The organism is Leifsonia lichenia (assembly GCF_054780215.1).
In genome coordinates this window covers 323,956-348,713 of record NZ_BAAGWT010000004.1, presented here as the reverse complement: position 1 = coordinate 348,713, position 24,758 = coordinate 323,956, and the positions used below count along the sequence as shown (strand labels likewise).

Annotated in this window: 21 protein-coding genes; 7 read left to right on the top strand and 14 right to left on the bottom strand. The window is 68.9% G+C overall.

Going from position 1 to position 24,758, the window contains the following annotated elements; all coding sequences use genetic code 11:
* The 5 genes from ACYVGI_RS12100 to ACYVGI_RS12080 all read right to left on the bottom strand — a co-directional run bounded on the left by ACYVGI_RS12100 (position 1) and on the right by ACYVGI_RS12080 (position 5,717).
* Complete coding sequence (locus ACYVGI_RS12100) at positions 1 to 1,104, bottom strand: DUF917 domain-containing protein (RefSeq protein ID WP_460632856.1); 1,104 nt, start codon at positions 1,102 to 1,104, stop codon at positions 1 to 3.
* Complete coding sequence (locus ACYVGI_RS12095) at positions 1,101 to 2,198, bottom strand: DUF917 domain-containing protein (protein ID WP_460632855.1); 1,098 nt, start codon at positions 2,196 to 2,198, stop codon at positions 1,101 to 1,103. The genes ACYVGI_RS12100 and ACYVGI_RS12095 overlap by 4 nt, the downstream gene beginning before the upstream one ends.
* Positions 2,195 to 3,748 carry a hydantoinase/oxoprolinase N-terminal domain-containing protein gene (locus tag ACYVGI_RS12090; RefSeq protein WP_460632854.1) on the bottom strand — a complete coding sequence of 518 codons (1,554 nt, stop codon included), beginning with the start codon at positions 3,746 to 3,748 and terminating at the stop codon, positions 2,195 to 2,197. The genes ACYVGI_RS12095 and ACYVGI_RS12090 overlap by 4 nt, the downstream gene beginning before the upstream one ends.
* A gap of 47 nt (positions 3,749 to 3,795) precedes the next feature.
* Positions 3,796 to 5,196: a purine-cytosine permease family protein gene (locus ACYVGI_RS12085; RefSeq protein WP_460632853.1), complete on the bottom strand. Its 1,401-nt coding sequence runs from the start codon at positions 5,194 to 5,196 to the stop codon at positions 3,796 to 3,798.
* A gap of 134 nt (positions 5,197 to 5,330) precedes the next feature.
* Positions 5,331 to 5,717 (bottom strand): (deoxy)nucleoside triphosphate pyrophosphohydrolase, encoded by a 387-nt coding sequence (locus ACYVGI_RS12080; RefSeq protein WP_460632852.1) that lies wholly within the window; start codon positions 5,715 to 5,717, stop codon positions 5,331 to 5,333.
* 66 nt (positions 5,718 to 5,783) lie between these two features.
* Between ACYVGI_RS12080 and ACYVGI_RS12075 the strand changes: the two genes are divergently transcribed.
* Positions 5,784 to 6,524 (top strand): DUF1345 domain-containing protein, encoded by a 741-nt coding sequence (locus tag ACYVGI_RS12075; RefSeq protein WP_460632851.1) that lies wholly within the window; start codon positions 5,784 to 5,786, stop codon positions 6,522 to 6,524.
* Here the strand turns inward: ACYVGI_RS12075 and ACYVGI_RS12070 are convergent.
* Both ACYVGI_RS12070 and ACYVGI_RS12065 read right to left on the bottom strand, forming a co-directional pair.
* A complete protein-coding gene (locus tag ACYVGI_RS12070) occupies positions 6,488 to 8,086 on the bottom strand; it encodes a serine hydrolase (RefSeq protein ID WP_460632898.1) in 1,599 nt (532 codons plus the stop codon). The two genes, ACYVGI_RS12075 and ACYVGI_RS12070, sit on opposite strands and share 37 nt — an antisense overlap.
* Positions 8,087 to 8,187: 101 nt before the next feature.
* Entirely contained in the window at positions 8,188 to 9,225 is a 1,038-nt protein-coding gene (locus ACYVGI_RS12065) for a LacI family DNA-binding transcriptional regulator (RefSeq protein WP_460632850.1), read from the bottom strand.
* 150 nt (positions 9,226 to 9,375) lie between these two features.
* Here ACYVGI_RS12065 and ACYVGI_RS12060 point away from each other — a divergent pair, with 150 nt between their 5' ends.
* The 5 genes from ACYVGI_RS12060 (at position 9,376) to ACYVGI_RS12040 (ending at position 15,024) form a co-directional block, all read left to right on the top strand.
* A complete protein-coding gene (locus ACYVGI_RS12060; protein ID WP_460632849.1) occupies positions 9,376 to 10,674 on the top strand; it encodes an ABC transporter substrate-binding protein in 1,299 nt (432 codons plus the stop codon).
* 91 nt (positions 10,675 to 10,765) lie between these two features.
* Complete coding sequence (locus tag ACYVGI_RS12055) at positions 10,766 to 11,737, top strand: carbohydrate ABC transporter permease (protein ID WP_460632848.1); 972 nt, start codon at positions 10,766 to 10,768, stop codon at positions 11,735 to 11,737.
* On the top strand, positions 11,734 to 12,603 hold the full coding sequence (locus ACYVGI_RS12050) for a carbohydrate ABC transporter permease (RefSeq protein ID WP_460632847.1): 870 nt from the start codon (positions 11,734 to 11,736) through the stop codon (positions 12,601 to 12,603). The genes ACYVGI_RS12055 and ACYVGI_RS12050 overlap by 4 nt, the downstream gene beginning before the upstream one ends.
* A gap of 20 nt (positions 12,604 to 12,623) precedes the next feature.
* Positions 12,624 to 14,432 carry a glycoside hydrolase family 35 protein gene (locus ACYVGI_RS12045; protein WP_460632846.1) on the top strand — a complete coding sequence of 603 codons (1,809 nt, stop codon included), beginning with the start codon at positions 12,624 to 12,626 and terminating at the stop codon, positions 14,430 to 14,432.
* Between the two features lie 49 nt (positions 14,433 to 14,481).
* Complete coding sequence (locus tag ACYVGI_RS12040) at positions 14,482 to 15,024, top strand: isochorismatase family protein (RefSeq protein ID WP_460632845.1); 543 nt, start codon at positions 14,482 to 14,484, stop codon at positions 15,022 to 15,024.
* Between the two features lie 36 nt (positions 15,025 to 15,060).
* Here the strand turns inward: ACYVGI_RS12040 and ACYVGI_RS12035 are convergent, their stop codons facing one another.
* From ACYVGI_RS12035 to hpaH, 7 genes are all read right to left on the bottom strand, one after another.
* Positions 15,061 to 16,176, bottom strand: coding sequence for a PLL family lectin (locus tag ACYVGI_RS12035; RefSeq protein WP_460632844.1), 1,116 nt, complete (start codon positions 16,174 to 16,176; stop codon positions 15,061 to 15,063).
* Between the two features lie 130 nt (positions 16,177 to 16,306).
* Positions 16,307 to 17,389 (bottom strand): 3,4-dihydroxyphenylacetate 2,3-dioxygenase, encoded by a 1,083-nt coding sequence (gene hpaD, locus ACYVGI_RS12030; RefSeq protein WP_460632843.1) that lies wholly within the window; start codon positions 17,387 to 17,389, stop codon positions 16,307 to 16,309.
* 38 nt (positions 17,390 to 17,427) lie between these two features.
* The gene (gene hpaE, locus ACYVGI_RS12025; protein ID WP_460632842.1) at positions 17,428 to 18,924 is read right to left on the bottom strand and encodes a 5-carboxymethyl-2-hydroxymuconate semialdehyde dehydrogenase; all 1,497 of its coding nucleotides are present in this window, start codon (positions 18,922 to 18,924) and stop codon (positions 17,428 to 17,430) included.
* Between the two features lie 94 nt (positions 18,925 to 19,018).
* A complete protein-coding gene (locus tag ACYVGI_RS12020) occupies positions 19,019 to 19,714 on the bottom strand; it encodes a GntR family transcriptional regulator (RefSeq protein WP_460632841.1) in 696 nt (231 codons plus the stop codon).
* Positions 19,696 to 21,177, bottom strand: coding sequence for a fumarylacetoacetate hydrolase family protein (locus ACYVGI_RS12015; RefSeq protein WP_460632840.1), 1,482 nt, complete (start codon positions 21,175 to 21,177; stop codon positions 19,696 to 19,698). The genes ACYVGI_RS12020 and ACYVGI_RS12015 overlap by 19 nt, the downstream gene beginning before the upstream one ends.
* A 96-nt stretch (positions 21,178 to 21,273) precedes the next feature.
* Entirely contained in the window at positions 21,274 to 22,083 is an 810-nt protein-coding gene (locus ACYVGI_RS12010; protein WP_460632839.1) for an HpcH/HpaI aldolase family protein, read from the bottom strand.
* Entirely contained in the window at positions 22,068 to 22,853 is a 786-nt protein-coding gene (hpaH, locus tag ACYVGI_RS12005) for a 2-oxo-hept-4-ene-1,7-dioate hydratase (protein ID WP_460632838.1), read from the bottom strand. Before hpaH ends, ACYVGI_RS12010 begins: the two co-directional genes overlap by 16 nt.
* A 295-nt stretch (positions 22,854 to 23,148) precedes the next feature.
* On the opposite strand from hpaH, the gene ACYVGI_RS12000 reads away from it, so the two are divergent.
* Positions 23,149 to 24,672 (top strand): ABC transporter substrate-binding protein, encoded by a 1,524-nt coding sequence (locus tag ACYVGI_RS12000; protein WP_460632837.1) that lies wholly within the window; start codon positions 23,149 to 23,151, stop codon positions 24,670 to 24,672.
* Positions 24,673 to 24,758 lie beyond the last annotated feature (86 nt).

Genomic DNA, 24,758 nt, shown 5'->3' with positions numbered 1-24,758 from the left:
TCAAGCGTAGACGGGCGCGGATTCGACCGGCACGAACGGCTCCGTGAGGCCGAACGCGCTCGGCCCGAACGCGGCGAGCGCTTCCGGCGTGCGCATCATCTCGGGGGTGGAGATGCCGAGCACGCGGACGCGCTGGCCGTAGCGCAGGCCCTCGGTCGTGATGGGCTCTCCCGATTCGAGGTCGACGACGCAGATCAGGTCGGGCACGATCGCCACGACCTCGTCGCCGTGGTGCGCGATGAGGTTCTCGTTCTGGAAACGGATCTCCAGTGTGTCGTCGTCCCCGGCCAGGGAGGAGATGGTCGCGCGGCCCTTCGCGAAGCCTTCCGTCGTGCGTCGCTCCACATCGGTGACCTTGCCGGAGAAGAGCTCGCGCATCTCGGAGTACAGGGTCGTCGACAGGGCGCTTGCGATCGCAGCGAACGGCGAACGGTGCTCCTCCCTGGCCTCGCGGATGGCACGGCCGAGCGCGAGCGCCATCGAGAGGGTGCGCGGGACGGCGGTGCGCTTGACGTCGGCTCCGGTCATCGCGTACTCGGCGATGTGCGCGACACCGCCCAGCCGGATGGTGACACCGCGGGCCAGCCACTCCATCTGTCTGTCGTCGGCCCCGGTGTCGATGATCACCCGCTCGCCCCGCTCTCCGGCGAGGGCGAGCGGGGAGCCGTGCACGCCGTAGACGGCGAAGGTCTCCATGGAGAGCTCGGGGAACGCGCGGCCCATGCCGTCCGCATCCACCACCGGCAGCCCGGTCTCGGCCGCGACGATCAGCGGGATCATCGAGTTGATCCCGCCGCACTCGATCGGCATGGTCGCGTCTGCCTTCCTGCCGAGGTGCTCTTCGAGGGTGCGCAGTGCGAGCGTCGGTTCCGTCCCTGCCGGGATCTTCTCGATCATGACGGTCGGCGCGCCCATCTGCGCGGTCGGGATGACGAACAGGTCGTCGTCGAGCTCGTCCGGATCGAGGATGGTGATCGAGCCGCCGCCGAGGACGCGCTCGACCAGCATCGTGCCGATGTAGGGATCTCCGCCGCCCCCGGTGCCGAGGAGCGTCGCTCCGCGGGCGAGGTCGGGAAGGTCGGCCGCCGTCAACTGCCAGCTCATGCGCCGACCTCCGCGAGCTCGGCGGCTTCCGGCGTGCCGTCGAATCGGTGCGAGGGAACGTCGTATCCGAAATAGCCGGGGCCGACCATCGCGAGCGCGTCGGCGGAGTGCCAGCGCGGGTCGCTCGGCGCGGCGACGACGCGCACCCGCTGGCCGTAGCGCAGGCCCTCGGTGGTGATCGGCTCACCGGAGTCGTGATCGAGCACGATGATGAGGTCGGGGGTGGTCACGAGGACCTCGCCGTCCGCCTCCGCGATCAGGTGCTCGTTCTGGAACGACAGGGTGAGGGTGCTGCTCGGATTCTCGATCCGCGCGGTTCCCCTGGCGAACCCGGAGGTGGTCCCGCGGTGCACGTCGACCACCTTGCCGGCGAAGAATTCGCGGCCGCCGAGCAGCTCGACGGCGCGGCCGACCGCATCCTCCTTGGCCGCTCTGGCGTGCGCGATGCCGGTGCCGATGGCGATGCAGTGCTGCAGCGAGCCTGGCACGAGCGCTTCGCGGGCGACGGCGCCGTCCATCGGGAAACCGGAGATCATGATGGAGCAGCCCATCTCGACGCAGGCCACGCGGGCGATGCGCTCCGTCCAATGGTTGTCGACCGTCTGCAGCACGCCGACATTGCCCTTCTCGTCGCTGAAGGCGAGGGGGGAGGCGGTGACGCCGTAGAGGGTGGGGAGGACCATCTGCAGCTCGGGGAAGGCGCGGCCCATGCCGTCGCCGTCGATGAGCGGAAGGCCGAGCGCCGCGGCGGCCGCGACGGGGATCGTGGAGTTGACGCCGCCCACCTCCGCGCAGGCGACGTGGGTCACCGGACGGCCCAGGTAGGTGCTGAGTGCGGCGACGGGCGCGATGACCTCATCCAGGCTGGGCAGCTTCTCGACCATCACGGTGGGGGCGCCCATCATGGCGACGGTGAGCACGAGGGCGTCGTCGGGGACCTCGTCCAGGGTGACGACGGTCACGTCGCCGTGCTCGGCGAGCGCCTGCCTCGCCAGCAGGGAGCCGATGTACGGGTCGCCTCCTCCGCCCGTGCCGAGGACGGCTGCGCCGCGGGCGAGGGCGGGGACGAGCTCGGCGGTCAGCGTCCAGCTCATACCCGCACCCCCATGTCCAGATCGCCGACGGCCTTCACCCTGATGCGGGTGGCGTTGCCGGGCAGGTAGGGGATCGGCACTTCGTCGAAGTCGACGATCGCGACGGACTGCGGGGACGCCCCTGCCGCGATCGCCTTGTCGACGGCCTCGGCGCGCACCTCGGCGATGGCCTGCTCGCGTCGTCCTGGTTCGATGGCGTACACCTTGTCGATCTCGCCGCCGACCTGGGCGATGGATGCGCCGATCGCGTTCGCGACGGCGTAGTTCTCCGGGCGGTGCACCGTGCCGAACAGCGGGAGCTCGTCCGGCAGCAGGATGGAGCCGCCGCCGACCGCCACGACCGGGATGGGGTCCGGCGAGGTGCGCATCCGGTCGACGGCCTCTGCGACGCGCTCGGCGATCCGGTCGAGGACACGGGCGACGAAGACGGGGTCGAGGTGCGCGACGAGCGCTGGGTCGCCGATCTGCGCGCGGCCGGCGGCGACCGCGATGTCCGTGGCGGTGAGGGTGGAGCCGCCGAACACCAGCGCCTCCGTGCTGAGCCGGTAGCCGACCGACTCGGGGCCGACCTCGCCGGTCTCCAGGTCGACGATGCTTCCGCCGCCGATTCCGATGGACAGCACGTCCGGCATCCGGAAGTTGGTGCGGACCCCTGCCACCTTGACCTCGTTGGCGGTCTCGCGCGGGAACCCGTTGACCAGCAGGCCGATGTCGGCCGTGGTGCCGCCGATGTCCACCACCGCGCAGGTGTCGAGCCCGCTGGTGAGGGCGGCGCCGCGCATCGAGTTCGTCGGCCCGGAGGCGAAGGTGGCGACGGGGTAGAGGCGCACGTAGTCCTCGTCCATCAGGGTTCCGTCGTTCTGGCTGAGGAAGATCGGAGCGTCGATTCCCTGGGCGCGGACGGCGGCGGTGAGGCCGTCGACGATCTCCGAGGCGAGCTCGCGCAGAGCAGCATTGATGATCGTCGCGTTCTCGCGCTCGAGCAGGCCGATGCGGCCGATCTCGTGGGAGAGCGAGATCGCGACGTCGTCGCCCAGCGTCTCGGCGACGATGGCCGCCGCGCGGGTCTCCAGGTCGTGGTTGACCGGACTGAACACCGACGAGATGGCGACGGAGCGTACGCCGTTCTCCGCCATGTCGACCGCCAGGCGGGTCAGCTCCTCCGGGTCGAGAGGGGAGATGGGGCGTCCGTCGAACTCGTAGCCGCCGTGCGCCAGGTAGCCGCGTGCGCCGATCGCCTGCTTGAGCGGCTCCGGCCAATCCACCAGCGGAGGGAGGGCTCGGGTCGCAGGCAGACCGAGACGGAGGGCCGCCGTCGGCGCGAGCCGCTTCGCCTCGACCAGCGCGTTGATGAAGTGCGTGGTCCCGATCATCACCGCGCTGATGTCGGCGCCGTCGAAGTGCTGCGCTGCGCGAAGCGACTCGATGGCCTGAACGATGCCGGTCGTCACGTCCGGGCTGGTCGAGTTCTTGGTCCCGGCCAGCGTCTGCTTGCCGTCCATGAGCACTGCGTCGGTGTTGGTTCCGCCGACGTCGATGCCGATATGCATACTTCCCGCTTTCTTCGTGGTGCTGGTGGTGCGTGTGCTGCCGATGGTCAGTTGGTGGTGGGGAGCGCTCCGGATTGCTCGCCGGGCTGGTCGCCGACCCGCTCGCTGGTCGCAGCGTCGACCGGGGCGTCGTCCAGTGCCGGCTGGATGGTGCTGGCGCGGCCGACGCCGCGCACCCAGCCGAGCTTGCCCGCGATCGTGTAGAGCACGATCGAGAGGGCGAGGGAGAGCAGCGCGGGGATGCCCCAGGTGACGAAGTAGCCGACGACGGCGGAGACGATCCAGATGACGATCGTCGCGGGCACGAACCGCGGAGCGGTCTGCGGCAGCCGACCGGATGCGCGGGTCTCGTCGAGCTCACCGCGCCAGCGTCGCACGAAGAAGTACTCAGCGACCATGATGCCCGCGATGGGAGGGAAGGCGACGCCGAGGATGATGAGGAAGCCCGTGAACTGCGACAGGATGCCCGCGGCGGCGAGGATCGAGCCGACGACGCCGAGCACGATGGTGGTGGTGACGCGGTTGAGGTTCTTCGAGAACGCGGTGGAGATGAAGTTCACCAGGCCGAGGGTGGAGGAGTAGAGGTTCCAGTCGTTGATCTTCAGCGTCCCGGTGATGACGATGATCAGGCCGACGAAGCCGATCGACGACGTCACGATGGCCACGATGTCTCCGGTGGCCGCGGCGTGCGCGAGCAGGACGCCGGCGAGACCGATGACGAACTCGCCGAGGCTGACGCCGACGACGGTCTGCTTGACCACATCCGCCTTCGAACGGTTGAACCTGGTCATGTCCGCCGTGATGATCGCGCCGACGATGAGGCCGCCGGCGACGATGCCGGTGCCCGCCCAGACGCTCATGGTCGGGCCGGGGGCCGGGGAGGTGAGCAGGTCGCCGAAGGAGTGCTTGGTCAGCTCGCTGATGACGGACCAGCCGACGAGGATCAGGAACAGCGGGACGGTGATGTTGGCGAGCCACTGCATCCCGACGAAGCCGAAGCTGACGATGGCGGTGACGGCGAGGCCGAAGATCAGGCTCCACGACCAGATCGGCATCACGCCGGGCATCAGCACGTCCAGGGACTGGGCAGAGATGGCGCTCTGGATGCCGAACCAGCCGATCAGGCTGATGCCGATGGCGAGGCCGACCAGCGAGGCGCCGATCTCGCCGAACCCTGTCCAGCGGGCGAGGAGAGCGGTGTTCAGCCCCTCCTTCTGCCCGATGATGCCGACGATGCACATGATCACCTCGAGGATGACGGAGCCGAGGAGCAGCGCGAGCGCCGCCTCGCCGAACGTCATGCTGTAACCGAGGGTGGCGCCGAGCAGGAACTGCGAGAGGGCCGAGACCTGGCCGAAGCGCTGCACCGCGATGCCGAACCAGGGTTTGCGGGCATCGGGCGAGACACGGCTGAGTGCGAAGTCGTCGGCATGTGCTGTGCGTGCCATGGGGTTGTCCTTCTGACGGGGGGTGAGGGTTGGCGAACAGGCTATGCCGCCGCCCAATCCCCCGCGATGTGCAGAGTGCACTGATTGGCGCCCGACAGGTGCGGGATGCACATTGCTGCCGTGCGCATCCCGCGTCAGGCGGTCAGTATTCGCACCGCTGGCATGTCCGCGGCGGCCCACTCCAGCGCCGCCAGCTCGGTGGTCCGCACCCAGAGGAGGGCGTCGTGATCCGTGCTGTGCGACGGCACATCGTCGGTCAGTTCCGCGCGGTAGCAGGCGAGGTCGATCGACAGGCCGCCGGACTGCGTGACGCTGCGGTCGATCAGCCCGCCGACGCGGATGCCGACGCCGAGCTCCTCGCGGATCTCGCGCACCAGGGCGGTCTCCGGCGTCTCGCCCGCCTCGACCTTGCCGCCGGGGAACTCCCACAGCCCGGCCGCGTCCTTCCCCGGCGCGCGACGGCACGCCAGCACGCGCCCGTCGCGCACGACGACGGCTGCCACCACTTCGAGGGGTTCCACACGTCCATCCTGCCCCTCCAGCGCGGAAACCGCCGGACCGCCACAGGGGCGCGGTAGCATCCAGAAATGCAGGCACAGCCGGGTGAGCCCGCCGTCGAAGGCCCGAGACCGCTCGTCGTGGTCGGATTCGTCGCCAGTCTGATCGCCCAGCTCGGGATGATCGCACTCGGTGTGCTCCTCATCGTCGCCGATGACGACGACTCGACGTTCCTGGTCCTCCTCGCCGTCTGGTGCGGAATCGCCACGCTCTACGAGGCGGTGACCCTGATCGTGCTCGGGCGGTTGGCGAAGCGGCCGCCGCCGCCGCCAGGGCATCGGCCGACGCGCATCGAGGTGAGCCGCGTGGCGAGGATCGTGTCGCTGACGGCCACCATCCTGTCCAGTCTGATCGGCCTGTTCGCGGCGTTCTCCGTGCTCGGGCTGCACAACGATCCGACCGTCGGCTCCCTGATCGACGTGGTGGGCGTCTGGGCGATGCTGCTGTCGTGGGGTTTCCTGCACTGGGGCTTCGCGCAGGTGTACTACCAGCGGTACTACGCGGCGGAGGAGCCGCCGTTCCGGTTCCCGAACACCGAGCATCCGCGGATCGTCGACTTCGTCTACTTCTCGTACACGGTCGGCACCAGCTTCGCCGCCTCCGATGTCGAGGTGCTGTCCACCCGTGTGCGCTGGACGATCGTCTGGCACTCGGTGATCAGCTTCTTCTTCAACGGGCTCATCATCGTGCTGGCGCTCAACACGATCACCGGGCCGCCGGCTGAGCCGGGCGGTCAGCGGGTGAAGGTGCCGACGCCCTCTGCGGTGTAGCGCTCGAAGACGAAGGATGCGCTCCTGCCGTCGGCCGGAGGGGAGAAGGCGATCGAGGAGAGGGAGCCAGGCGGCGCGTTCTCGCTGTCCAGCGGGGCGACGAACTCGTTCCCCGTCCAGTGCTTCAGCGTGTAGACCGTGGCCTTCGGGCCGAGGGTGACCGTCAGCGTTCCCCCGGTGTCCGCGACGGTCGCGGGTCCCGTGTACGGGTTCTGGTACGTGCCGACGTATGCGCTGAGCGGCGCAGCCTCGACAGGGGATGCGGGAGGAGCCTGGCCGACGAGGTCGCCGATCGGCGCATCCATGTGGGCGAACGCGTCGCGGTACAGCTTTCCCCAGTCGGTGCGGGGTGCGCCGTACTGCACCAGGTCGAGGAACTGCATGGCCAGGGTCTCCGCCGTGCCGTTCGCGGCGGCGTTGACGAGCACGACGATGCCGAGGTCCGCGGAGGGGAGCAGCACGAAGTTCGTTCCAGCGCCGAGCGCGAACGCGCCGGAATGGCTGACCGTCGTGCGGCCCGATGCCGCGACGCCGACGTTGAAGCCGTAGCCGTACTGCCCTGGCCGGGTCTCGGCGTTCGCGACGGGGCCGGTGACGATCTGCGGCGAGATCGCGGGGAGCAGCGCCTTCTCCGAGACGATCTCGTGGCCGCCGTACCGGCCGCCGTCGAGGACCATCGCCATCCACTTCGTCATGTCGTTGACGGACGAGCTGACGCCACCCGCCGGTGACTGCGCATCCGGTTGCCGCTGGTACTTGGCCTCGTACTGGCCGTCGACGAGAACGTGCGGCACGGCACGATCGGTGCGCGCGATGTAGTCGGAGAAGCGGGAGCTGGTGGACGTCATCCCGAGCGGGCCGTAGATGTCGTTCTGGGAGAGCGTCTCCCAGTCGGTGCCTGCGGCGTCTGCGACGGACTGCGCGGCGGCGGTGATTCCGAAGTTCGTGTACGTCCACTGGGCGCGGAACGGGTCGAGCGGCAGGTAGCGCAGGCGCGACAGCACCTCCGCCCGGTCGTAGCCGAGCTCTTCGAGGTCGTCTCCCGCGTGGTCGGGAAGGCCGGAGCGGTGGGCGTAGAGGTCGGCGATGGTGGCGTTGGCGGTCACGTATGGGTCGGCCAGCTCGAACGAGGTCAGGTTCTTCTTCACCGGCGTGGTCCAGGAGACGGTGCCCTTGCCGACCTCGTCGGCGACGACCGTCGCGCCGACCGGCTTCGACAGCGAGGCGAGCTGGAACACCGTGTCGGCGTCGACGGCGTCCTGCGTGCCCACTGTGCGCACGCCGAACCCCTGGGCGAACACGGTCCTGCCCTGGTATGTGACGCCGACCGCGAGGCCGGGAACGCCGCTCTGCGACAGAATCGACGAGGCGAGCGCCGGCAGCTTGTCGATCGCGGCCGCGATGGCGCCGTCCGCGATCGGGACGCCCGCATCCGCACCCGGGTCGGTGCTCAGCCCAGTGGATGCGGGAGCAGGCGTCGTCGTCGACCCCGCGCTCGCCGTGCATCCCGCCAGGGCGGCCACAGCCACCACAGCACCGACAATCGACCCCGCCCGTCGCATCCTCACGACCGCACTCTAGCGGCGTCGACGCGATCGAGCCCAGGCTTTTTCACCGCACGACGCGGTTTTGCGGTGAAAAAGCCTGGGCTCGATCGCGTCGGTCAGTGGGGGAGGGGCGCGGGGGCCGTGGAGGCGCGGACGATGAGGCGCGGCTCGACGTTGGCGGGCGCGAGGGTGGTGCCAGGGTCGGCGATGTAGCGGAGGAGGTGGGCGACGGCGAGGCGGCTCATCTCGGGGAACGGCTGGGCGACGGTCGTGAGCGACGGGGAGCAGTACTCGGAGAGGGCGATGTCGTCGACGCCGACCACGGAGACGTCCTCCGGGATGCGCTTGCCCAGTTCGTGGAAGGCGCGGATGACGCCGAACGCCATCTCGTCGCTCGACACGAACACCGCGGTGACGTCGGGGATGCGGCCGAGGATGAGCCCGTTCTGGTAGCCGGACGCCGGTGACCAGTCGCCCTTGAGCTCGGGCGGCGGGGTGATGCCTGCTTCTTGCAGAGTGCTGCGCCAGCCTTCGCTGCGGCTGACCGCATCCAGCCATTCGGTGGGGCCTGAGACGTGCCAGACCGTCTCGTGGCCGAGGTCGAGCAGGTGCTGCGTCGCAAGCTTGGCCGCCTGGGACTGATCGACGGCGACGACCTCGGTCGTGGAGGTGCGCGAACCGTCGATGGTGATGGTGGGGATGGCCTTGGTGAGCTCTTCGATGCCGCGGGTCACCTGGATGAGCGGGAGGGCGAGGATGATGCCCTCCACGTTCTGCTCCGCGAGGCGCGACATGGCGTCCTCGATCGCGACCGGTTCGAGCGAAGGGCTGGTGGCCGCGCTGACCGCGTACCCGGCGTCGCGGGCGGCCTGCTCCACACCGGAGGTGACCGCGATGCGGGAGTACGAGTTGGTCTGCAGCAGCACGATGCCGATGGTCCTGCTGTGCCCGGACGACAGGATGCCGGCCGCCTTGTTCTTGCGGTAGCCGAGCTGTTCGACGGCGGCGAGCACCCTGGCGCGGGTCTTCTCCTGCACGTTGGGGTGGCCGCTGAGGGCGCGGGAGACGGTCTGGGCGGAGACGCCGGCCACGCGGGCGACGTCTGTCATGCCGGGCGGCTTCGCTGCCGCATCCCGCGCTTCGGTGCTGCTCATGGTCTCGATGATAGCGGGCGCATCTGCGTGTTCGCGCAGTTTTACGGCGTTTACGATCAATTCGGGCGAACAGGTTGTTATCGCTATCAATTCTGTGCGACACTCGCATCTCGAACCCGCTGAAGGGTGTCTGTGATCAAAGGAGAGGCAGTGAAGAAGTCAGCAGCAATCCGCATGGCGGGCGCGGCGGGGGCGATCGCGCTCGGCCTGATGTCGCTCGCCGGGTGTTCCGGCAGCACCGGCTCGGCAGAGTCCGGCAAGGCCACAGTCACGTTCTGGGGCTGGGCGCCAGGCTACGCGGACGCCGTCAAGGCGTTCAACGCCTCGCACACGGACGTCACGGTGAAGTACCAGGAGGTGCAGCCCGGCTCCAAGGGCGGCTACCAGAAAATGCTCAACGCGGTCACCGCGAACAACGCCCCGTGCCTGGCACAGGTCGGCTACGAGACTCTGCCGAGCTTCGCGGCGCAGGGCGCGCTCGACGACGTCTCGACGTATGCGAACGATGACAAAAAGGACTTCCAGCCGGCGGCCTGGAGCTCGGTGAGCATCGGGGATGCGGTCTACGGCGCTCCCGTCGACACCGGCCCGATGGGCCTGTTCTACAACAAGCAGGTGTTCGACTCGCTCGGCCTCTCCGCCCCGGCCACCTGGGACGAGTACAAGGCGGACGCAGAGAAGATCCACGCCTCGGACCCGAAGAAGTTCATCTCGTCGCCGTACCTCGACTACGACTACGCCGGGTTCGCCTGGCAGACCGGCGCGAAGTGGTTCGACGTCGACGGCGACGCCTGGAAGGTGACGATGGCGTCCGACGCCAACGCGAAGGTCGCAGACTACTGGCAGGGCCTCGTCTCCGAAGGGTTGATCAGCAGCGCTCCGATGTACGACCAGGCCTGGTACACCGGCCTCGGCGACGGCAGCATCGCCACCGTCGTCGGCGCCGTCTGGCAGGCGGGCGTGATCAAGGGCGGCGCGGCGCAGGGCTCAGGCAAGTGGGCCGTCGCCCCGATGCCGCAGTGGTCGGCAGGCGATGACCAGGTCGGCAACGCAGGAGGCTCGGCGACCGCCGTGCTGAAGGGCTGCTCGACGCCGAAGGCGGCGTGGGAGTTCGCGCACTGGCTGAGCACGGACAAAGACACGTACAACACGCTCGTGCAGAAGGCCGGCCTCTACCCGGCCGCGACGGCGCTGACCGGCCTGCCCGCGCTCACGGAGGGTGACCCGTATTTCGGCGGCCAGAAGATCTTCGACGTGTTCGCAAAGGCCGCGCCGAAGGTCAACCAGGACTGGACCTGGGGCCCCGTCATGACGAAGACCGCCGCCGACCTCGACGACGGTCTCGGCAAGGCCTGGGCCGGTCAGGGCACCATCGCCGACGCTCTGAAGACCGCGCAGGACAAGACGGTCGCTGAGCTGAAGAAGCAGGGCCTGACGGTCTCCGAGTAGCACCAGGTGGATGCGGCGGCCCGGCCAGCAGACCGGCCGCCGCATCCGTCGTCGACGAGCACGCGCATCCCGTGTGCGGAGAGAAGGAAACGTGACCGACCTGGCCGTCGCCGAGCATCGGGCGACCACCGCGACCCCGCCGGACGGCGGCAGGAGGCGACAGACCCGCGCGCGCGTGCGCCGGTCGTTCGACTGGCGGTCGCCGCTGCTGTTCCTCGGGCCGTTCGCCGTCTTGTTCCTCGCGATGTACATCGCGCCGATCGTGTACGCGTTCGTCAGCAGCCTGTTCACGGTCAAGCGTTCCGGCCTCGGGCTCACGGCGCCGACGCAGGTGTTCGACCCGTTCGCGAACTACGCGCACGCGTTCTCCGACCCCGATTTCGTGGCGTCGCTCGGCCGCGTCGCGCTGTTCGGTGTCGTGCAGGTTCCGCTGATGCTCGGCCTCGCACTGGCGCTCGCGCTCCTGATCGACTCGAAGTCGGCGCGCGGAAAGGGCTTCTTCCGGCTGTCGAGCTTCCTGCCGTACGCGATCCCCGGCGTGAGCGCCGCCCTGGTCTGGTCGTTCATGTACTCGACCACCTCCAGCCCGATCAACCACCTGCTCGAGCCGCTGGGCATCCAGTTGCCGTTCTTCGACGACGGCACCGTGCTGTGGTCGGTGGCGAACATCGTCACCTGGAGTTGGACCGGCTACAACATGATCATCATCTACGCCGCGCTGCAGTCGATCCCTGCCGAGGTGCTGGAGGCGGCGAAGCTCGACGGGGCGTCAGCGTTCCGCACGGCGTGGAGCGTGAAGATCCCGATGGTGCGCAGCGCGATCGTGCTCACGGCGGTCTTCTCGATCATCGGCTCAGCACAGCTCTACAACGAGCCGACCGTGCTGCAGCCCATCTCAGGCGGCTCCGTGTCGTCGACGTTCACCCCGATCATGTCGGCGCAGGCCGCGGTCGGGGCGGGCAACTATCCGTATGCGGCGGCGCAGTCGGTCATCCTCGCGGTGCTCGTCGGCGTGATCTCGTTCGTGTTCTTCCGCCTCACCAGTAAAGGAGAGAAGGCGTGACCGCCATCAGCCCCCGCGGAATCCGGAGCAGGAGGGACACGTCGCCGCTCAGCCGCACGGTCGTGATGGTGCTCCTCGCCGTCTCCACGATCTATTTCCTCTTCCCGCTGTGGTGGCTGCTCGTCGCGGCGACCAAGCCGTTCGGCGAGCAGTTCTCCGGCAGCGGACTCTGGTTCGACGGGTTCGGCCTGTTCGACAACCTGGCAAGGCTCACCGCCCAGAACGACGGCATCTTCTGGCAGTGGATGCTCAACAGCCTGGTCTACTGCGGGCTCGGCGCCGCGATCGGCACCGTCCTCTCCGCGATGGGCGGCTACGCGCTGGCGAAGTACGACTTCCCCGGCCGAGGGGCCGCATTCGGCGTGATCCTCGCCGCCGTGCTCGTGCCGAAGATCCTGTTCACGCTGCCGCTGTACCTGATGTTCTCCGGCGTGCACCTCATCAACAACCCGCTCGCCGTGCTGCTGCCCAGCATCGTCAGCCCGTTCGGCGTCTACCTGGCGCGCGTGTTCGCCGCGCAGTCCGTGCCGGACGAGGTGATCGAGGCTGGACGCCTCGACGGCGCGAGCGAGTTCCGCATCTTCCGCGCCATCTCCACCAGGATGATGCTGCCCGCCCTGGTGACCATCTTCCTGTTCCAGTTCGTCGACATCTGGAACAACTACCTGCTTCCCGCGATGGTGCTCGGCGACGACCACATGCAGCCCGTGACGGTCGGTCTGGTCGGCTGGAACGCCAGCCACGTCGCGGTGCCGCCGCCCCTCGTGGTGATCGGCTCGCTGGTCTCCGTCGTCCCGCTCATCGTCGCCTTCCTCGCGCTGCAGCGGTTCTGGCGGGCGGGCATGACGGCGGGAGCTGTGAAGTGACGGTCGCGACGAGTTCTGTCGTGACCGGCGCGGCTCTGCTGAGCTACCAGGGCGGCGCGCTGCTGCGCGGGGGAGTGCCGCACCGCGTGCTGTCCGGGTCGATGCACTACTTCCGCGTGCATCCGGAGCAGTGGCGCGACCGGCTGGAACGGCTGGTCGCCCTCGGGCTGAACACGGTCGACACGTATGTGGCGTGGAACTTCCACCAGCGGCACGAGGACCGCCCAGCGTCGTTCGATGGCTGGCGCGATCTGGAGGCGTTCGTGCGGCTCGCGGGAGACGTCGGCCTCGACGTCATCGTGCGGCCGGGGCCGTATATCTGCGCCGAATGGGACAACGGCGGCCTGCCCGCGTGGCTGACCGCGAGGGTCGGGATGCGCGCGCGCAGCTCGGAGCCCGCGTTCCTGGCTGCCGTGTCCGCCTGGTTCGACGACCTCGTCCCCCGCCTGGCGGCGCTGCAGGCGTCCAACGGCGGTCCGATCGTGGCCGTGCAGGTGGAGAACGAGTACGGCAGCTACGGCGACGACGCTGCCTACCTGGGCTGGCTGCGCGACGCGCTGGCCGGGCGCGGGGTGACCGAGCTGCTGTACACGGCGGACGGCCCGACCGACCTCATGCTCGACGGGGGGAGCATCCCGGGGGTGCTGGCGACGGCGACGTTCGGATCGAGAGCGGGGGAGGCGTCGGCGCTGCTGCGCTCCCGGCGCGACGGCGAGCCGTTCCTCTGCGCCGAGTTCTGGAACGGCTGGTTCGACCACTGGGGCGAGCTGCACCACGTGCGCACGGTGCCGAGCGCTGACGCGACGCTGGACGAGATCCTGGAGGCCGGCGGCTCGGTGAGCCTCTACATGGCGCACGGCGGCACCAACTTCGGGCTCTGGGCCGGCGCCAACCACGACGGACGCCTGCAGCCGACGATCACCAGCTACGACTCGGATGCTCCGATCGCCGAACACGGCGCGGTGACGGAGAAGTTCCACGCGTTCCGGGAACGGTTCGCGGCCGTTCGCACGAACGACGGGGCGCACGGGGCGCTTCCTCCCGTGCCGGCGGATCCGCGCATCCTGGCTCCGATGGCCGTGCCCGTGACGGCGGGTTCCGCGCTTCTGGACGCGCTGGAGACCGCGCCGGCCACCGCGGTTCGTGCGGCGCCCCCGAGCTTCGAGGAGCTGGGCATCGCATCCGGGCTGGTGCTCTACAGTGCCAACCCGCGGCTGCCGCGCGGCGAGAACACGATCGCCGTTCGCGGCCTGCACGACCGCGCGCAGGTGTTCGTGGACGGCGTGCTGCGCGGGACGCTGGAGGAGGACGGCTCGATCCAGGTGACAGGCGCAGGCGCTCCCGTCGTGCTGCAGCTGCTGGTCGAGAACCAGGGGCGCATCAACTACGGCCCGCTGCTCGGCCAGGGGAAGGGCGTTCTCGGCGGCGTGCAGATCGGCCGCAGGCTGGTGCACGGCTGGACGGCGCGTGGTCTTCCCCTCGACGAGTGGACGACGGGAGACCTCGCGGGCTTCGTCGCGGCAGCGCCCCCACGGGATGCGGAGGCACCGGGATTCGCGACAGCGCGCTTCGTCGTCGGCGGCGACGAACGGGCGGACGCTTTTCTCGCGCTCCCCGGCTTCGGCAAGGGCTTCGTCTGGGTGAACGGCTTCCTCATCGGGCGCTACTGGGAGATCGGGCCGCAGGTCACGCTCTACGTCCCTGCGCCGCTGCTGGTGGCAGGTGAGAACGCGGTGACAGTGCTCGAACTCGAGCACTCCGGCACGGCGGTCGAGTTCCGTCGGGAACCGGAGCTGGGCCCGCCTGAGGAGTACGTGGAGACGTTCTGACCGACCCGCTGGGCGGCGGAGCGTCGGTGCCATGCGGCAGGATGAGGGGGTGCGCGCATCAGTGAACCCCACCGTCCTCGTCGTCATCGACCTGCAGAGCGGGGTGATCGCGGACTGCTACGACGCCGACGGCGTGGTGCAGCGCACCGCCAGCCTCGTCGACAGGGCGCGCGACGAACGAGTGCCGATCATCTGGGTGCAGGACGAAGGGGACCACGCGCACGGCACGCCGGGCTGGGAGCTCGCAGACGGGCTCTCCCGCGCGCTCGGCGAGCCGCTGGTGCGCAAGGAGTACCGCGACGCGTTCGCCGACACCGACCTGGACGAACTGCTCGACGGACTCGACGTCACCCGCATCGTCGTCGCGGGCGCGCAGTCCGACTACTGTGTCCGCACCACGACGCAGAGCGCGGCGGTGCGCGGGTACGACGTCACGCTGGTGAGCGACGCCCACACGACCACGGACGCCGAGTGGGACGGTGTGGCCATCACCGCCGAGCAGATCGTCGCGCACACCAACAAGTACTTCTCCGGCCTGCGCTACCCCGGCCAGACGTTCGACGCCGTGCGGGCGGCGGACGTCGTCTTCTAGGGCGGCCTGGGTCCCGCATCCTGCGCGCTCGATCGGTCAGGGCGTCCAGCGGAGCTGGATGATCTGGTGCGCGTCGGACTGGTAGTAGACGTTCTGGCTCGCGTTGTCCGGTTCGACGAACGCCTGCACGTCGCTGTTGGTCGCGAACGACTGCGCCGCCGCCGAGGTCAGCTCGTTGACGTGCCAGCCGCTCGCATCCCACCACAGCTCGTGGATGTAGCGGTCCGAGCCCTGATAGATCACGTGCTGCGTCGCGACGGGCTGCCGCGACTGCGACTCGAACGCGTAGCCGAACGGATGCGAGCCGAGCGCTGCAGGGGACGCCCCGGTGGAGGCGGTCAGGTCGTTGTGATGCCAGCCCGCCGCATCCCACCACAGCTCGTGGACGTGCTGGTCGGCTCCCACGTAGTCGACGTGCTGCGACCCCTCGCCTCGGTAGACGTAACCGCGCACGATGTCGGACTCGTAGGCCGGAGGGGCGCCCGCTGAGACCGTGAGGTCTCCCCAGTGCCAAGCCGACGCATCCTGCCAGTACTCGAGGATGTGGCCGTCCTCCGTCCGCGCGAGGACGTGCGCCGTTCCCTGGGCCTCGAACGAGTATCCGGTCGGAGCCGCGATGGCGGACGTCGCCGGGCTGCCCGTCGCGGCGCTGATGTCGATGTCGTGCCAGCCGTTGGTGCTGTTGGAGAGCTGGTGGATGTGCGAGTCGCGTCCCCGGTAGACGACGCGCTGCGTGCCGTCGTAGTGCGTCTCGAATCCGAACGGCGCCGACTGGGTGTTCGGCGCGTGCCCGGCGACGGTGAGGTCGTTGTGCTGCCAGCCGTCTCCCGCCCACCACAGCTCGTGCACGTGGCCGTCGAACCGGATGCCCTGATAGACGACGTGCTGGGAGCCTTCCGTGGCGAAGATGTAGCCGCTGGCGACGGTCGCGACCGCTGGTGCGCCGGCCTCGGTGGTGAGGTCTTTGACGTGCCAGTCGTCGCTGTTCGAGCAGTACAGCTCGTAGAGATGCCCGTTGTCGCCCCCGGCGTAGCTGAAGCCCTGGAAGACGACATGCCTGGTGTACTGCGCGAACAGGTACGCGGTCGGTTCGTAGACCGCGAGAGGGGTGCCCGCTGTGCGAGCGGTGAGGTTCTTGGTGATCCAGCCCATGATTGACGCTCCGATCGAATGGTGCAGCGTCGGCGGAGGTCGGCGTTGTGGCACCAAAGGTAACGCCGGAGGCTCGGGGGCTGCATCCGTGCTGCCCCCGAACCTCCGGCGACGATCGAGCGACTCCGGTCTAGACCTGGGCCCCGAGCTTGAAGCCCTTCTCCTCCTGCTCCTCGCTCTTGCGGGTGTACGAGAAGCCGTCTGCGCCGATCGTGACCTCCATCTCGGAGTCGTCGGTGCGGGCGGTCAGCGGCTGGGGGTTGCCGTCGAGGTCGAGCACCGGCGACGCGTCGGTGTACCAGGACGGCACGACGGGGTTGCCCCACCAGTCGCGGCGCTGGTTGTCGTGGACGTCCCAGGTGACGACGGGGTTGTCGGGGTCGCCGGTGTAGTAGTCCTGCGTGTAGATCTCGACGCGGTGCCCGTCCGGGTCGCGGAGGTACAGGTAGAACGCGTTGGAGACGCCGTGGCGGCCGGGGCCGCGCTCGATCGCGTCGCTGCGGCGCAGGGCGCCGAGCTTGTCGCAGATGGCGATGATGTTGTGCTTCTCGTGGGTCGCGAACGCGACGTGGTGCATCCGCGGGCCGTCGCCGCCTGTCATCGCGGTGTCGTGCACGGTGGGCTTGCGGCGCATCCACGCGGCGTACGTCGTGCCCTCTTCGTCCTGGATGTCCTCCGTCACGCGGAAGCCGAGGTCTTCCATGTACTTGACGGCGCGCGGGACGTCGGGGGTCACCTGGTTGAAGTGGTCGAGGCGGACGAGCGCGCCAGGCGTGTAGAGGTCGTAACGCCAGGCGAGGCGCTCGACGTGCTGCACGTCGTAGAAGAACTCGTACGGGAAGCCGAGCGGGTCCTCCACGCGCACGCTGTCGCCGACGCCCTTCGTGAAGCCGGAGGCGTTGCGCTCGACGCGGCAGCCCAGCTCGGTGTAGAACTCGACGGCGCGGTCCAGGTCTTCCGGGGTGCGGACGCGGTAGGCGAACGCGGCGACGGCGGCGACAGGGCCCTTGCGCAGCACGAGGTTGTGGTGGATGAACTCCTCGAAGCTGCGCAGGTAGACGGCGTTCTCGTCCTCCTCGGTCACGACGAGGTCGAGCACGTCGACGTAGAAGTCGCGGCTGGCCTGCAGATCGGTGACGACGAGTTCCATGTACGCGCAGCGGACGATGTCCGGCGGGGTCGCCTTCGGGGTGGGGATGGCGGTGGTGGTCATCGGGGTGTTTCGCTTTCTCTTCGTCGAGGGGGTGTGAGTCAGTTGGCGCCGAAGCGGGCCGTGTGCACCTGGCCGAGGGTGATGTGCACGGCCTGCTGGTCGGTGTAGAAGTCGATCGAGCGGTAGCCGCCTTCGTGGCCGAGGCCGGACGCCTTCACGCCGCCGAACGGGGTGCGCAGGTCGCGGACGTTGTGCGAGTTCAGCCACACCATTCCGGCCTCGATGTTCTGGGCGAAGGTGTGGGCGCGCTTCAGGTCGCTCGTCCAGATGTACGCGGCGAGGCCGTAGCGCACGCCGTTCGCGAGCTCCAGGGCCTCCTCGTCGCTGTCGAACGGGGTGATGGCGACGACGGGACCGAAGATCTCCTCCTGGAAGATCCGCGCATCCGGAGCAACGTCGGCGAACACGGTCGGCGCGACGTAGTTGCCGGTGTCGAAGCCTTCCGGGCGGCCGCCTCCGGCGAGCAGCCGGCCCTCCTGCTTGCCGATCTCGACGTAGCTCATCACCTTGTCGTAGTGTTCCGGGTGCACGAGCGCGCCGACCTCGGTCTTCGGGTCGTGCGGGTCGCCGACCACGATGTTCGCGGCGCGGGCGGCGTATCGTGCGCAGAAATCGTCGTAGATGCTGCGCTCGACCAGGATGCGGCTGCCGGCGGTGCAGCGCTCGCCGTTCAGCGAGAACACGCCGAACAGGGTCGAGTCGATGGCGGCGTCGAGGTCGGCGTCGGCGAAGACGACGGCGGGGGACTTGCCGCCGAGCTCCATCGAGAGACCCTTGAGGTACGGGGCGGCGTTGCCGAAGATGAGCTGGCCGGTCCGGCTCTCGCCCGTGAACGAGATGAGCGGGACATCCGGGTGCTTGACGAGCGCGTCGCCCGCCTCCTCCCCGAGGCCGTTGACGAGGTTGAACACGCCGTCCGGCACTCCGGCGCCGCGGAAGATCTCCGCCCACAGGCTCGCGGACAGCGGCGTGAACTCTGCGGGCTTCAGCACCACGGTGCAGCCGGAGGCGAGCGCGGGAGCGAGCTTCCAGCTCTCCAGCATGAACGGCGTGTTCCACGGGGTGATCAGACCGGCGACGCCGATCGGCTTGCGGTTCACGTAGTTGAGCTGCGCGCCGGGAACCTTGAACGCGTCGTCCGACTGGGCGACGATCAGGTCGGCGAAGAACCGGAAGTTCTCGGCCGCGCGCTGCGCCTGGCCCAGCGCCTGGGTGATGGGGAGGCCGGTGTCGAAGGTCTCCAGCTCGGCGAGGCGGGCATCCTGGGCTTCGACGGCGTCGGCGATGCGGTTCAGGATGCGGGCGCGCTCGCGCGGCTTCATGCGCGGCCACGGGCCGTCCTGGAAGGCGCGGGTGGCGGCGGCGACGGCGAGGTCGATGTCCTCCTTCTGCCCTGCGGCAGCGGTGACGTACGTCTGGTTCGACACGGGGTCGAGCACGTCGAATGTCGCGCCTGAGACGCTGTCGACGAACCGGCCGTCGATGAAGTGCTGGATCCTGTCGGGGAGATTCTCCGGAATGTAGTGCTGCGCCATGGGACGCGCGCCTCCTTCGGCGGTCGGTGATGCAGTGGATGCAGTGGATGCAGTGGATGTAGGGATGCGGTGATGCAGCGGATGCGGTGGGGGATCAGGTGTGCGGGTGCTTGTGCTCGTCCTGGTACGTGTGGATCGCATCCAGAGTGGCGAGACGGTGGCGGCGCGCTGTCAGCTCGATCTCCAGCGGCTCCGCGCCGTTCTCGATCAGCCGCAGGATCTGCTCGTGCTCCTCGACGGACTCGCGGGCGCGGCCGGGGACGAACCCGAACGTGGAGTCGCGCAGCACGCGCAGCCTGTTCCAGCCACGGTGCACCAGGTCCAGGATGTGCGGGTTCGGGCACTCCTCGAACAGCACGGCGTGGAACTCCTGGTTGAGCTGCGTGAACCGGTGCGGGATGAAGTCGTCGAGGCACGCGATCATCTCGCGGTTGATCGACCTGGCCCGGTAGATGTGGTCTCCGGTGAGCAGGGGAGCGGAGAGCTGGGTCGCCGCCCCCTCGACCAGGGCGAGGGTCTCCATCGTGTACGTGTACTCGGTGTCCTGCAGCAGGGCGACCTGGGCGCCGACGTTCTTCTCGAACGTCACCAGCCCCTCCGCCTCCAGCCGCCGGATGGCCTCGCGCACGGGAACGACGCTGATGCCGAGCTCTCCGGCGATCTGCCCGAGCACCAGCCGGAACCCGGAGACGTACCTGCCGTCGTCGATGCGGGCCCTGATCCAGTCGTACGCGAGCTGGGACTTGCTCGGGGTCGCCGTCTTCGCGGCGCCTACTGCTGTGTCAGCCACGCGCGGTACCTGTCCTTCCATTCGGCGTTCATCGGGAACAGCCCGTCGATCGGTTCGCCGGCAGCGACCTGCTGGGCGATGTACTCCTCTTCGCGCTCCTGTTCGAGCGCGTCCGCCACGACCTCCTCGACCAGCCCTGGCGGGATGACGAGCAGCCCGTCGGCGTCGCCGACGATCACGTCGCCCGGCTGCACGGCGGCGCCGCCGCAGGCGACGGTGATGTCCGCATCCCACGGCACGTGCTTGCGGCCGAGGACGGCAGGGTGACCGCCGGCGTGATAGGTGGGGAGGTCGAGCGCGGCGACGATGGCGAGGTCGCGCACGCCGCCGTCCGTGACGATGCCCGCCGCGCCGGTGACCTGCGCGCGCAGCGCCAGGACGTCGCCGACCGTGCCGCTGCCGCGCTCGCCGCGGGCCTCGATGACGAGCACGTCGCCGGGGCCGAGGGCGTCGAAGGCGCGCTTCTGCGCGTTGTAGCCTCCGCCGTGCGACGCGAACAGGTCTTCGCGGTTCGGGATGTAGCGCAGGGTCTTGGCGCGCCCGATCAGCTTGGCGTCCGGCCTCGTGGAGGTGAGGCCGTCGATCGAGACGTTGTCCAGGCCGCGTTTGCGCAACTGGGAGCTGAGGGTGGCGGTGGAGACGGCCGCGAGCTTGTCGCGGAGTTCGGGGGTCAGTTCGAACGGGCGCGGCGCATCGGCGACGGTGGGCGAGGCCGGAGAGCCGGGCGAGGCCGGAGAGCCGGGCGAGCCCCATGCCTCCGACCGCTGCAGGTCGTCGACAGCAGGCTTGGTGCCGAAGTCGCCGAACGGCACGGTGCCCTCGGTGATGCGGGTGACCAGGCGGCCGGTGCTCGGCGCATCCGGAGCCGTCGGCGCATCCACCTCGACCTCGACCACGTCGCCCGGCTGGGTCACCGACGAGCCGGCGGGGGTGCCGGTGAGGATGACGTCGCCCGGTTCCAAGGTGAGGAGCTGCGAGAGGTCGGCGACGAGCTGGCCGAACGGGAAGAGCAGGTCGTCCGTCGTGCCCTCCTGCACCAGGTCGCCGTTCAGCCAGGTGCGCACGCGGAGTGCGTCGGGGGAGACGGAGGAGGCCGGGATGATGCCGGGGCCGAGCGGCGTGAAGCCGTCGCCTCCCTTGGAGCGCACGTTGGAGCCCTTGTCGGCGGCGCGGAGGTCGTAGACGCCGAAGTCGTTGGCCGCGGTGATGCCGGAGACCGCGGCCCAACCGTCCTCGGGGGAGACCCGGCGGGTCGGGCGGCCGATGACGAGGGCGATCTCGCCCTCGAACGCGAGCAGTTCCGTTCCGGCGGGGCGCTCCAGCTCCGCGCCGGAGGCAGCGATCGAGGAGGCGGGCTTGAGGAAGTAGGACGGCGTGGCCGGTGTGCGACCGCGCTGCGCTGCACGGGAACGATAGTTCAGGTGCACGGCGATGATCTTGCCGGGAAGGCTGATGTCGCTCACGGGGTGGATCTCCTCGTCATCGGTGACTGTATCTGAGATTGTATACGATCTGGAATGGCTGCGCCAGTGCCGCCGACCGCCGCGCTCGGGAGGCGGTCAGTAGCTCGCGCGGACCGCATCCGATCCTCCGCCGATGTACCGGTCGGCCAGTGCCTCGGAGGCGCGGGCCAGCAGCGCGACATCGGCGCCGACGAGCACCCAGCGGGCACCGGCCGCGCGGTAGCGGTCGGCGGCGGCCGGGTCGAACGCGTTCACGCCCACCGGCTTGCCTGCGGCGACGCCTGCGGCGATGGCGGTCTCGACGGCGGCGATCACGTCTGGGTGCGTCTGCTGACCGAGCAGGCCCATGGATGCGGCGAGATCGGCTGGGCCGACCAGCAGCCCGTCCACGCCGTCGACCGCGGCGATCTCGGCGACGTTGGCCAGCCCGTCCACGGTCTCGATCTGCACAAACAGTGAGACGAGGCCGTCTGCGCGCCCGAGATAGTCGTCGATCCTGTTCCAGCGGGCGGAACGGGCGAGCGAGCTTCCGACGCCGCGCACCCCGGCGGGCGGATACCGCACGGCAGAGACCATGGCCGCCGCCTGCTCAGCGTCGTTGACCATCGGGATGAGCAGGTTCTGCGCCCCGATGTCGAGGAGCTGCTTCACGATCACGGTGTCGCCGATCGGCGCCCGCACCAGCGGGGTCACGGGGTACGCGGCGACGGCCTGGAGTTGCGCGAGGATCGACTCGAGCCCGTTGGCGGAGTGCTCTGCGTCGATCAGCACGATGTCGAGACCCGCTCCCGCGCAGATCTCCGCGACGAGCGCGCTGCCGGAGCACGCCCAGATGCCGAACTGTGGCCGGGATGCAGTGCGCAGCCGGTCGGCGAGCGTGGGCGTCGGGTCTAGACGAATCGGCATGTGATGGCTCCCAGGGTTCCGTAGTCGGCGTGGACGGTGTCGCCGCGCTCCACCCACATCGGGCGGGTGAAGGATCCGGCGAGGACGATCTCGCCGGCGTCGAGCGTCGTGCCGTGGGCGGCGAGCTTGTTCGCGAGCCAGGCGACGCCGGAGGCCGGGTGGTTGAGTACGGCGGCGGCGACGCCGGACTCCTCGATGGTCTCGTTGCGGTAGAGGAGGGCGGAGACCCAGCGCAGGTCGACCGCATCCACTGCCACGGGGCGGCCGCCGACGACCATGCCGCCCATCGCCGCGTTGTCGGAGATGGTGTCGACGATCGTGCGGCCCTGCATCTCGATGCGCGAGCTGAGGATCTCGAGCGCGGGCACGACGTAGTTCGTGGCGTCGAGCACGTCGTACAGCGTGCAGTCCGGGCCACTGAGCGATCGGCCGAGCACGAAGGCGAGCTCGACCTCGATGCGCACGTTGGAGTACGCGTCGAACGGGATGACGGAGCCGGTCTCGAACACCATGTCGTCGAAGATCACGCCGTAGTCGGGCTCTGTGATCCCTGTGGCTTGCTGCATCACCTTGGAGGTCAGGCCGATCTTGTGGCCGACCAGGCGGCGGCCGGCCGCGATGCCGCGTTCCTTCCACACGTTCTGCACCGCGTAGGAGTCCTCGACGGTCATTCCCGGATGGCGGGCGGTGAGGAGGGGGACGGTTCCGCGGTCGCGCTCTGCTGCGGCCAGTTCGTCCGCGATCGAGTGGATGGTCGAGTCTTCCAGCACCGGGTGGTCCCTTCGTCGTCGGAGGTTCTGCCCGCGGGGGCAGCCATGGGGGAATCGTATATCATCCCGTACACCTTCGCGATTTCGCGGACGGAGCGAGTCGTGAAAAGCTCGTCTCACCCCGTTTTTCTCCACAGGTTGTTTTTCTTGTCAACAACTGTAGAATTACCGCCACGACACAGCGATGTGTAGCCAACCTCGGTTGACGACCGGATCAGTAACTGCTGTGTCGTACGCCTGCGCAGCGTGCGAAATGAAGTTCCACCTCCTGCCCTGCCAACCGAGAGAAGAAGACATGAAGAAAGCATTGATCGCGGTGGCTGTCGCCGCCGTGACCGCGCTTGCGTTGACCGCGTGCGGCTCCGGGGGAAGCGACACGAAGACCACGACCGGCGCGTCCGGCGGCCCGCTCAACATCGGGAACTTCGCCGATGTGACGAGCTGGGATCCTTCCCTCGCCGACATCGGATTCGACGGCCCGTACCTGTCGGCGGTCTACGACCCGCTGGTCAGCGTCGACGGGGACGGCAAGCCCACCCCCGCCCTCGCCACCTCCTGGAAGGTCTCCGACGACTTCCTGAAGGTCACCATGACCCTCCGCACCGGCGTGAAGTTCAGCGACGGAGAGGCGTTCAACGCGGCAGCAGCGGTGAAGAGCCTCGACTACCTGAAGAAGGGCGCCCGCTCCGGCGAGGCTTACGAGAACGTCTCGAAGTTCGTGGCGGTCGACGACAAGACGCTGGAGATCGACCTCACCAAGCGCGACGACACCCTCCTCTACTTCATGGGCATCGGCCGAAGCTGGATGATGGCGCCCAAGGCCATCGCAGCCGGCACGCTCGCGAAGACCCCGGAGGGCTCCGGACCGTACACGCTCGAGTCGTCGAGCGTCGCAGGCTCCGAGTACCACTTCAAGAAGGTCGCGAACCACTGGGACGCGAAGCAGTTCCCGTTCGACCCGCTGGCGATCTACCCGATCCAGGATGCGACGGCCCGCGACAACGCGATGGCCTCCGGTCAGATCAACGTGAACTACGCCGACGACACCGCACTCAAGCAGGCCAAGGAGAACAACTGGAACGTCGCGGCCAAGGTCTCCGGCTGGGTCGGCTTGCAGTTCACCGACCGCGCAGGTGAGAAGTTCAAGCCGCTCGGCAACGAGAAGGTGCGCCAGGCGCTGAACTACGCGTTCGACGGTGCGAGCATCCTGAAGTCGGTCGGCAGCGGGGCCGGCGCGGTGTCCAACCAGGTCTTCCCCGACGGCACGCCGGGCAACGTTAAGAGCCTGAACAGCAAGTACGCGTTCTCGATCGACAAGGCCAAGTCGCTCCTCGCCGACGCCGGATACGCCAACGGGTTCGAACTGCACATGCCGATGTCGCAGGTCTTCCAGGTCTGGCAGCCCGTCGTCGACCAGACGTTCGGTCAGCTCGGCATCAAGGTCACCTGGGACGACATGCAGTACATGGACTACCAGAAGAACGCCCCGACATACCCGATGTTCGTCTCCTTCCTCGCGATGGACTCGAACCCGGTCGCGACGGTGCAGCGCATGATCAACCTGCCGCAGTGGTTCAACCCGACCCCCCAGGTCGACCAGTTCCCGGATGTGCAGGCCCAGGTCGAGAAGGTCCTCGCGGCCGACCCGAGCAAGCAGACCGCCGAGATCGAGAAGCTGAACACGCTCGTGACAGGCAAGGCGTGGTTCGACGTCTGGTACCAGGCGAACAACAGCTACGTCTCCACCTCGAACATCGAGATCACCCCGGTGACCGGAATGATGTTCCCGACCCTGCGCCAGATCGCCGTCAAGGGCTGACGCACCACCAGGCGGGCCGCGTGAGAGCGCGGCCCGCCATCCCCGTTCCACCCCACCCGTTCCACCCAGGCTCCGACAGGACAAGA

What these genes read in the sequence shown, in the direction of transcription:
- ACYVGI_RS12100 (WP_460632856.1), bottom strand. Translation starts at nt 1,104, where the DNA reads ATGAGCTGGCAGTTGACGGCGGCCGACCTTCCCGACCTCGCCCGCGGA.
- ACYVGI_RS12095 (WP_460632855.1), bottom strand. Translation starts at nt 2,198, where the DNA reads ATGAGCTGGACGCTGACCGCCGAGCTCGTCCCCGCCCTCGCCCGCGGC.
- ACYVGI_RS12090 (WP_460632854.1), bottom strand. Translation starts at nt 3,748, where the DNA reads ATGCATATCGGCATCGACGTCGGCGGAACCAACACCGACGCAGTGCTC.
- ACYVGI_RS12085 (WP_460632853.1), bottom strand. Translation starts at nt 5,196, where the DNA reads ATGGCACGCACAGCACATGCCGACGACTTCGCACTCAGCCGTGTCTCG.
- ACYVGI_RS12075 (WP_460632851.1), top strand. Translation starts at nt 5,784, where the DNA reads ATGCAGGCACAGCCGGGTGAGCCCGCCGTCGAAGGCCCGAGACCGCTC.
- ACYVGI_RS12070 (WP_460632898.1), bottom strand. Translation starts at nt 8,086, where the DNA reads ATGCGACGGGCGGGGTCGATTGTCGGTGCTGTGGTGGCTGTGGCCGCC.
- ACYVGI_RS12065 (WP_460632850.1), bottom strand. Translation starts at nt 9,225, where the DNA reads ATGAGCAGCACCGAAGCGCGGGATGCGGCAGCGAAGCCGCCCGGCATG.
- ACYVGI_RS12035 (WP_460632844.1), bottom strand. Translation starts at nt 16,176, where the DNA reads ATGGGCTGGATCACCAAGAACCTCACCGCTCGCACAGCGGGCACCCCT.
- hpaD (WP_460632843.1), bottom strand. Translation starts at nt 17,389, where the DNA reads ATGACCACCACCGCCATCCCCACCCCGAAGGCGACCCCGCCGGACATC.
- hpaE (WP_460632842.1), bottom strand. Translation starts at nt 18,924, where the DNA reads ATGGCGCAGCACTACATTCCGGAGAATCTCCCCGACAGGATCCAGCAC.
- ACYVGI_RS12010 (WP_460632839.1), bottom strand. Translation starts at nt 22,083, where the DNA reads ATGCCGATTCGTCTAGACCCGACGCCCACGCTCGCCGACCGGCTGCGC.
- ACYVGI_RS12000 (WP_460632837.1), top strand. Translation starts at nt 23,149, where the DNA reads ATGAAGAAAGCATTGATCGCGGTGGCTGTCGCCGCCGTGACCGCGCTT.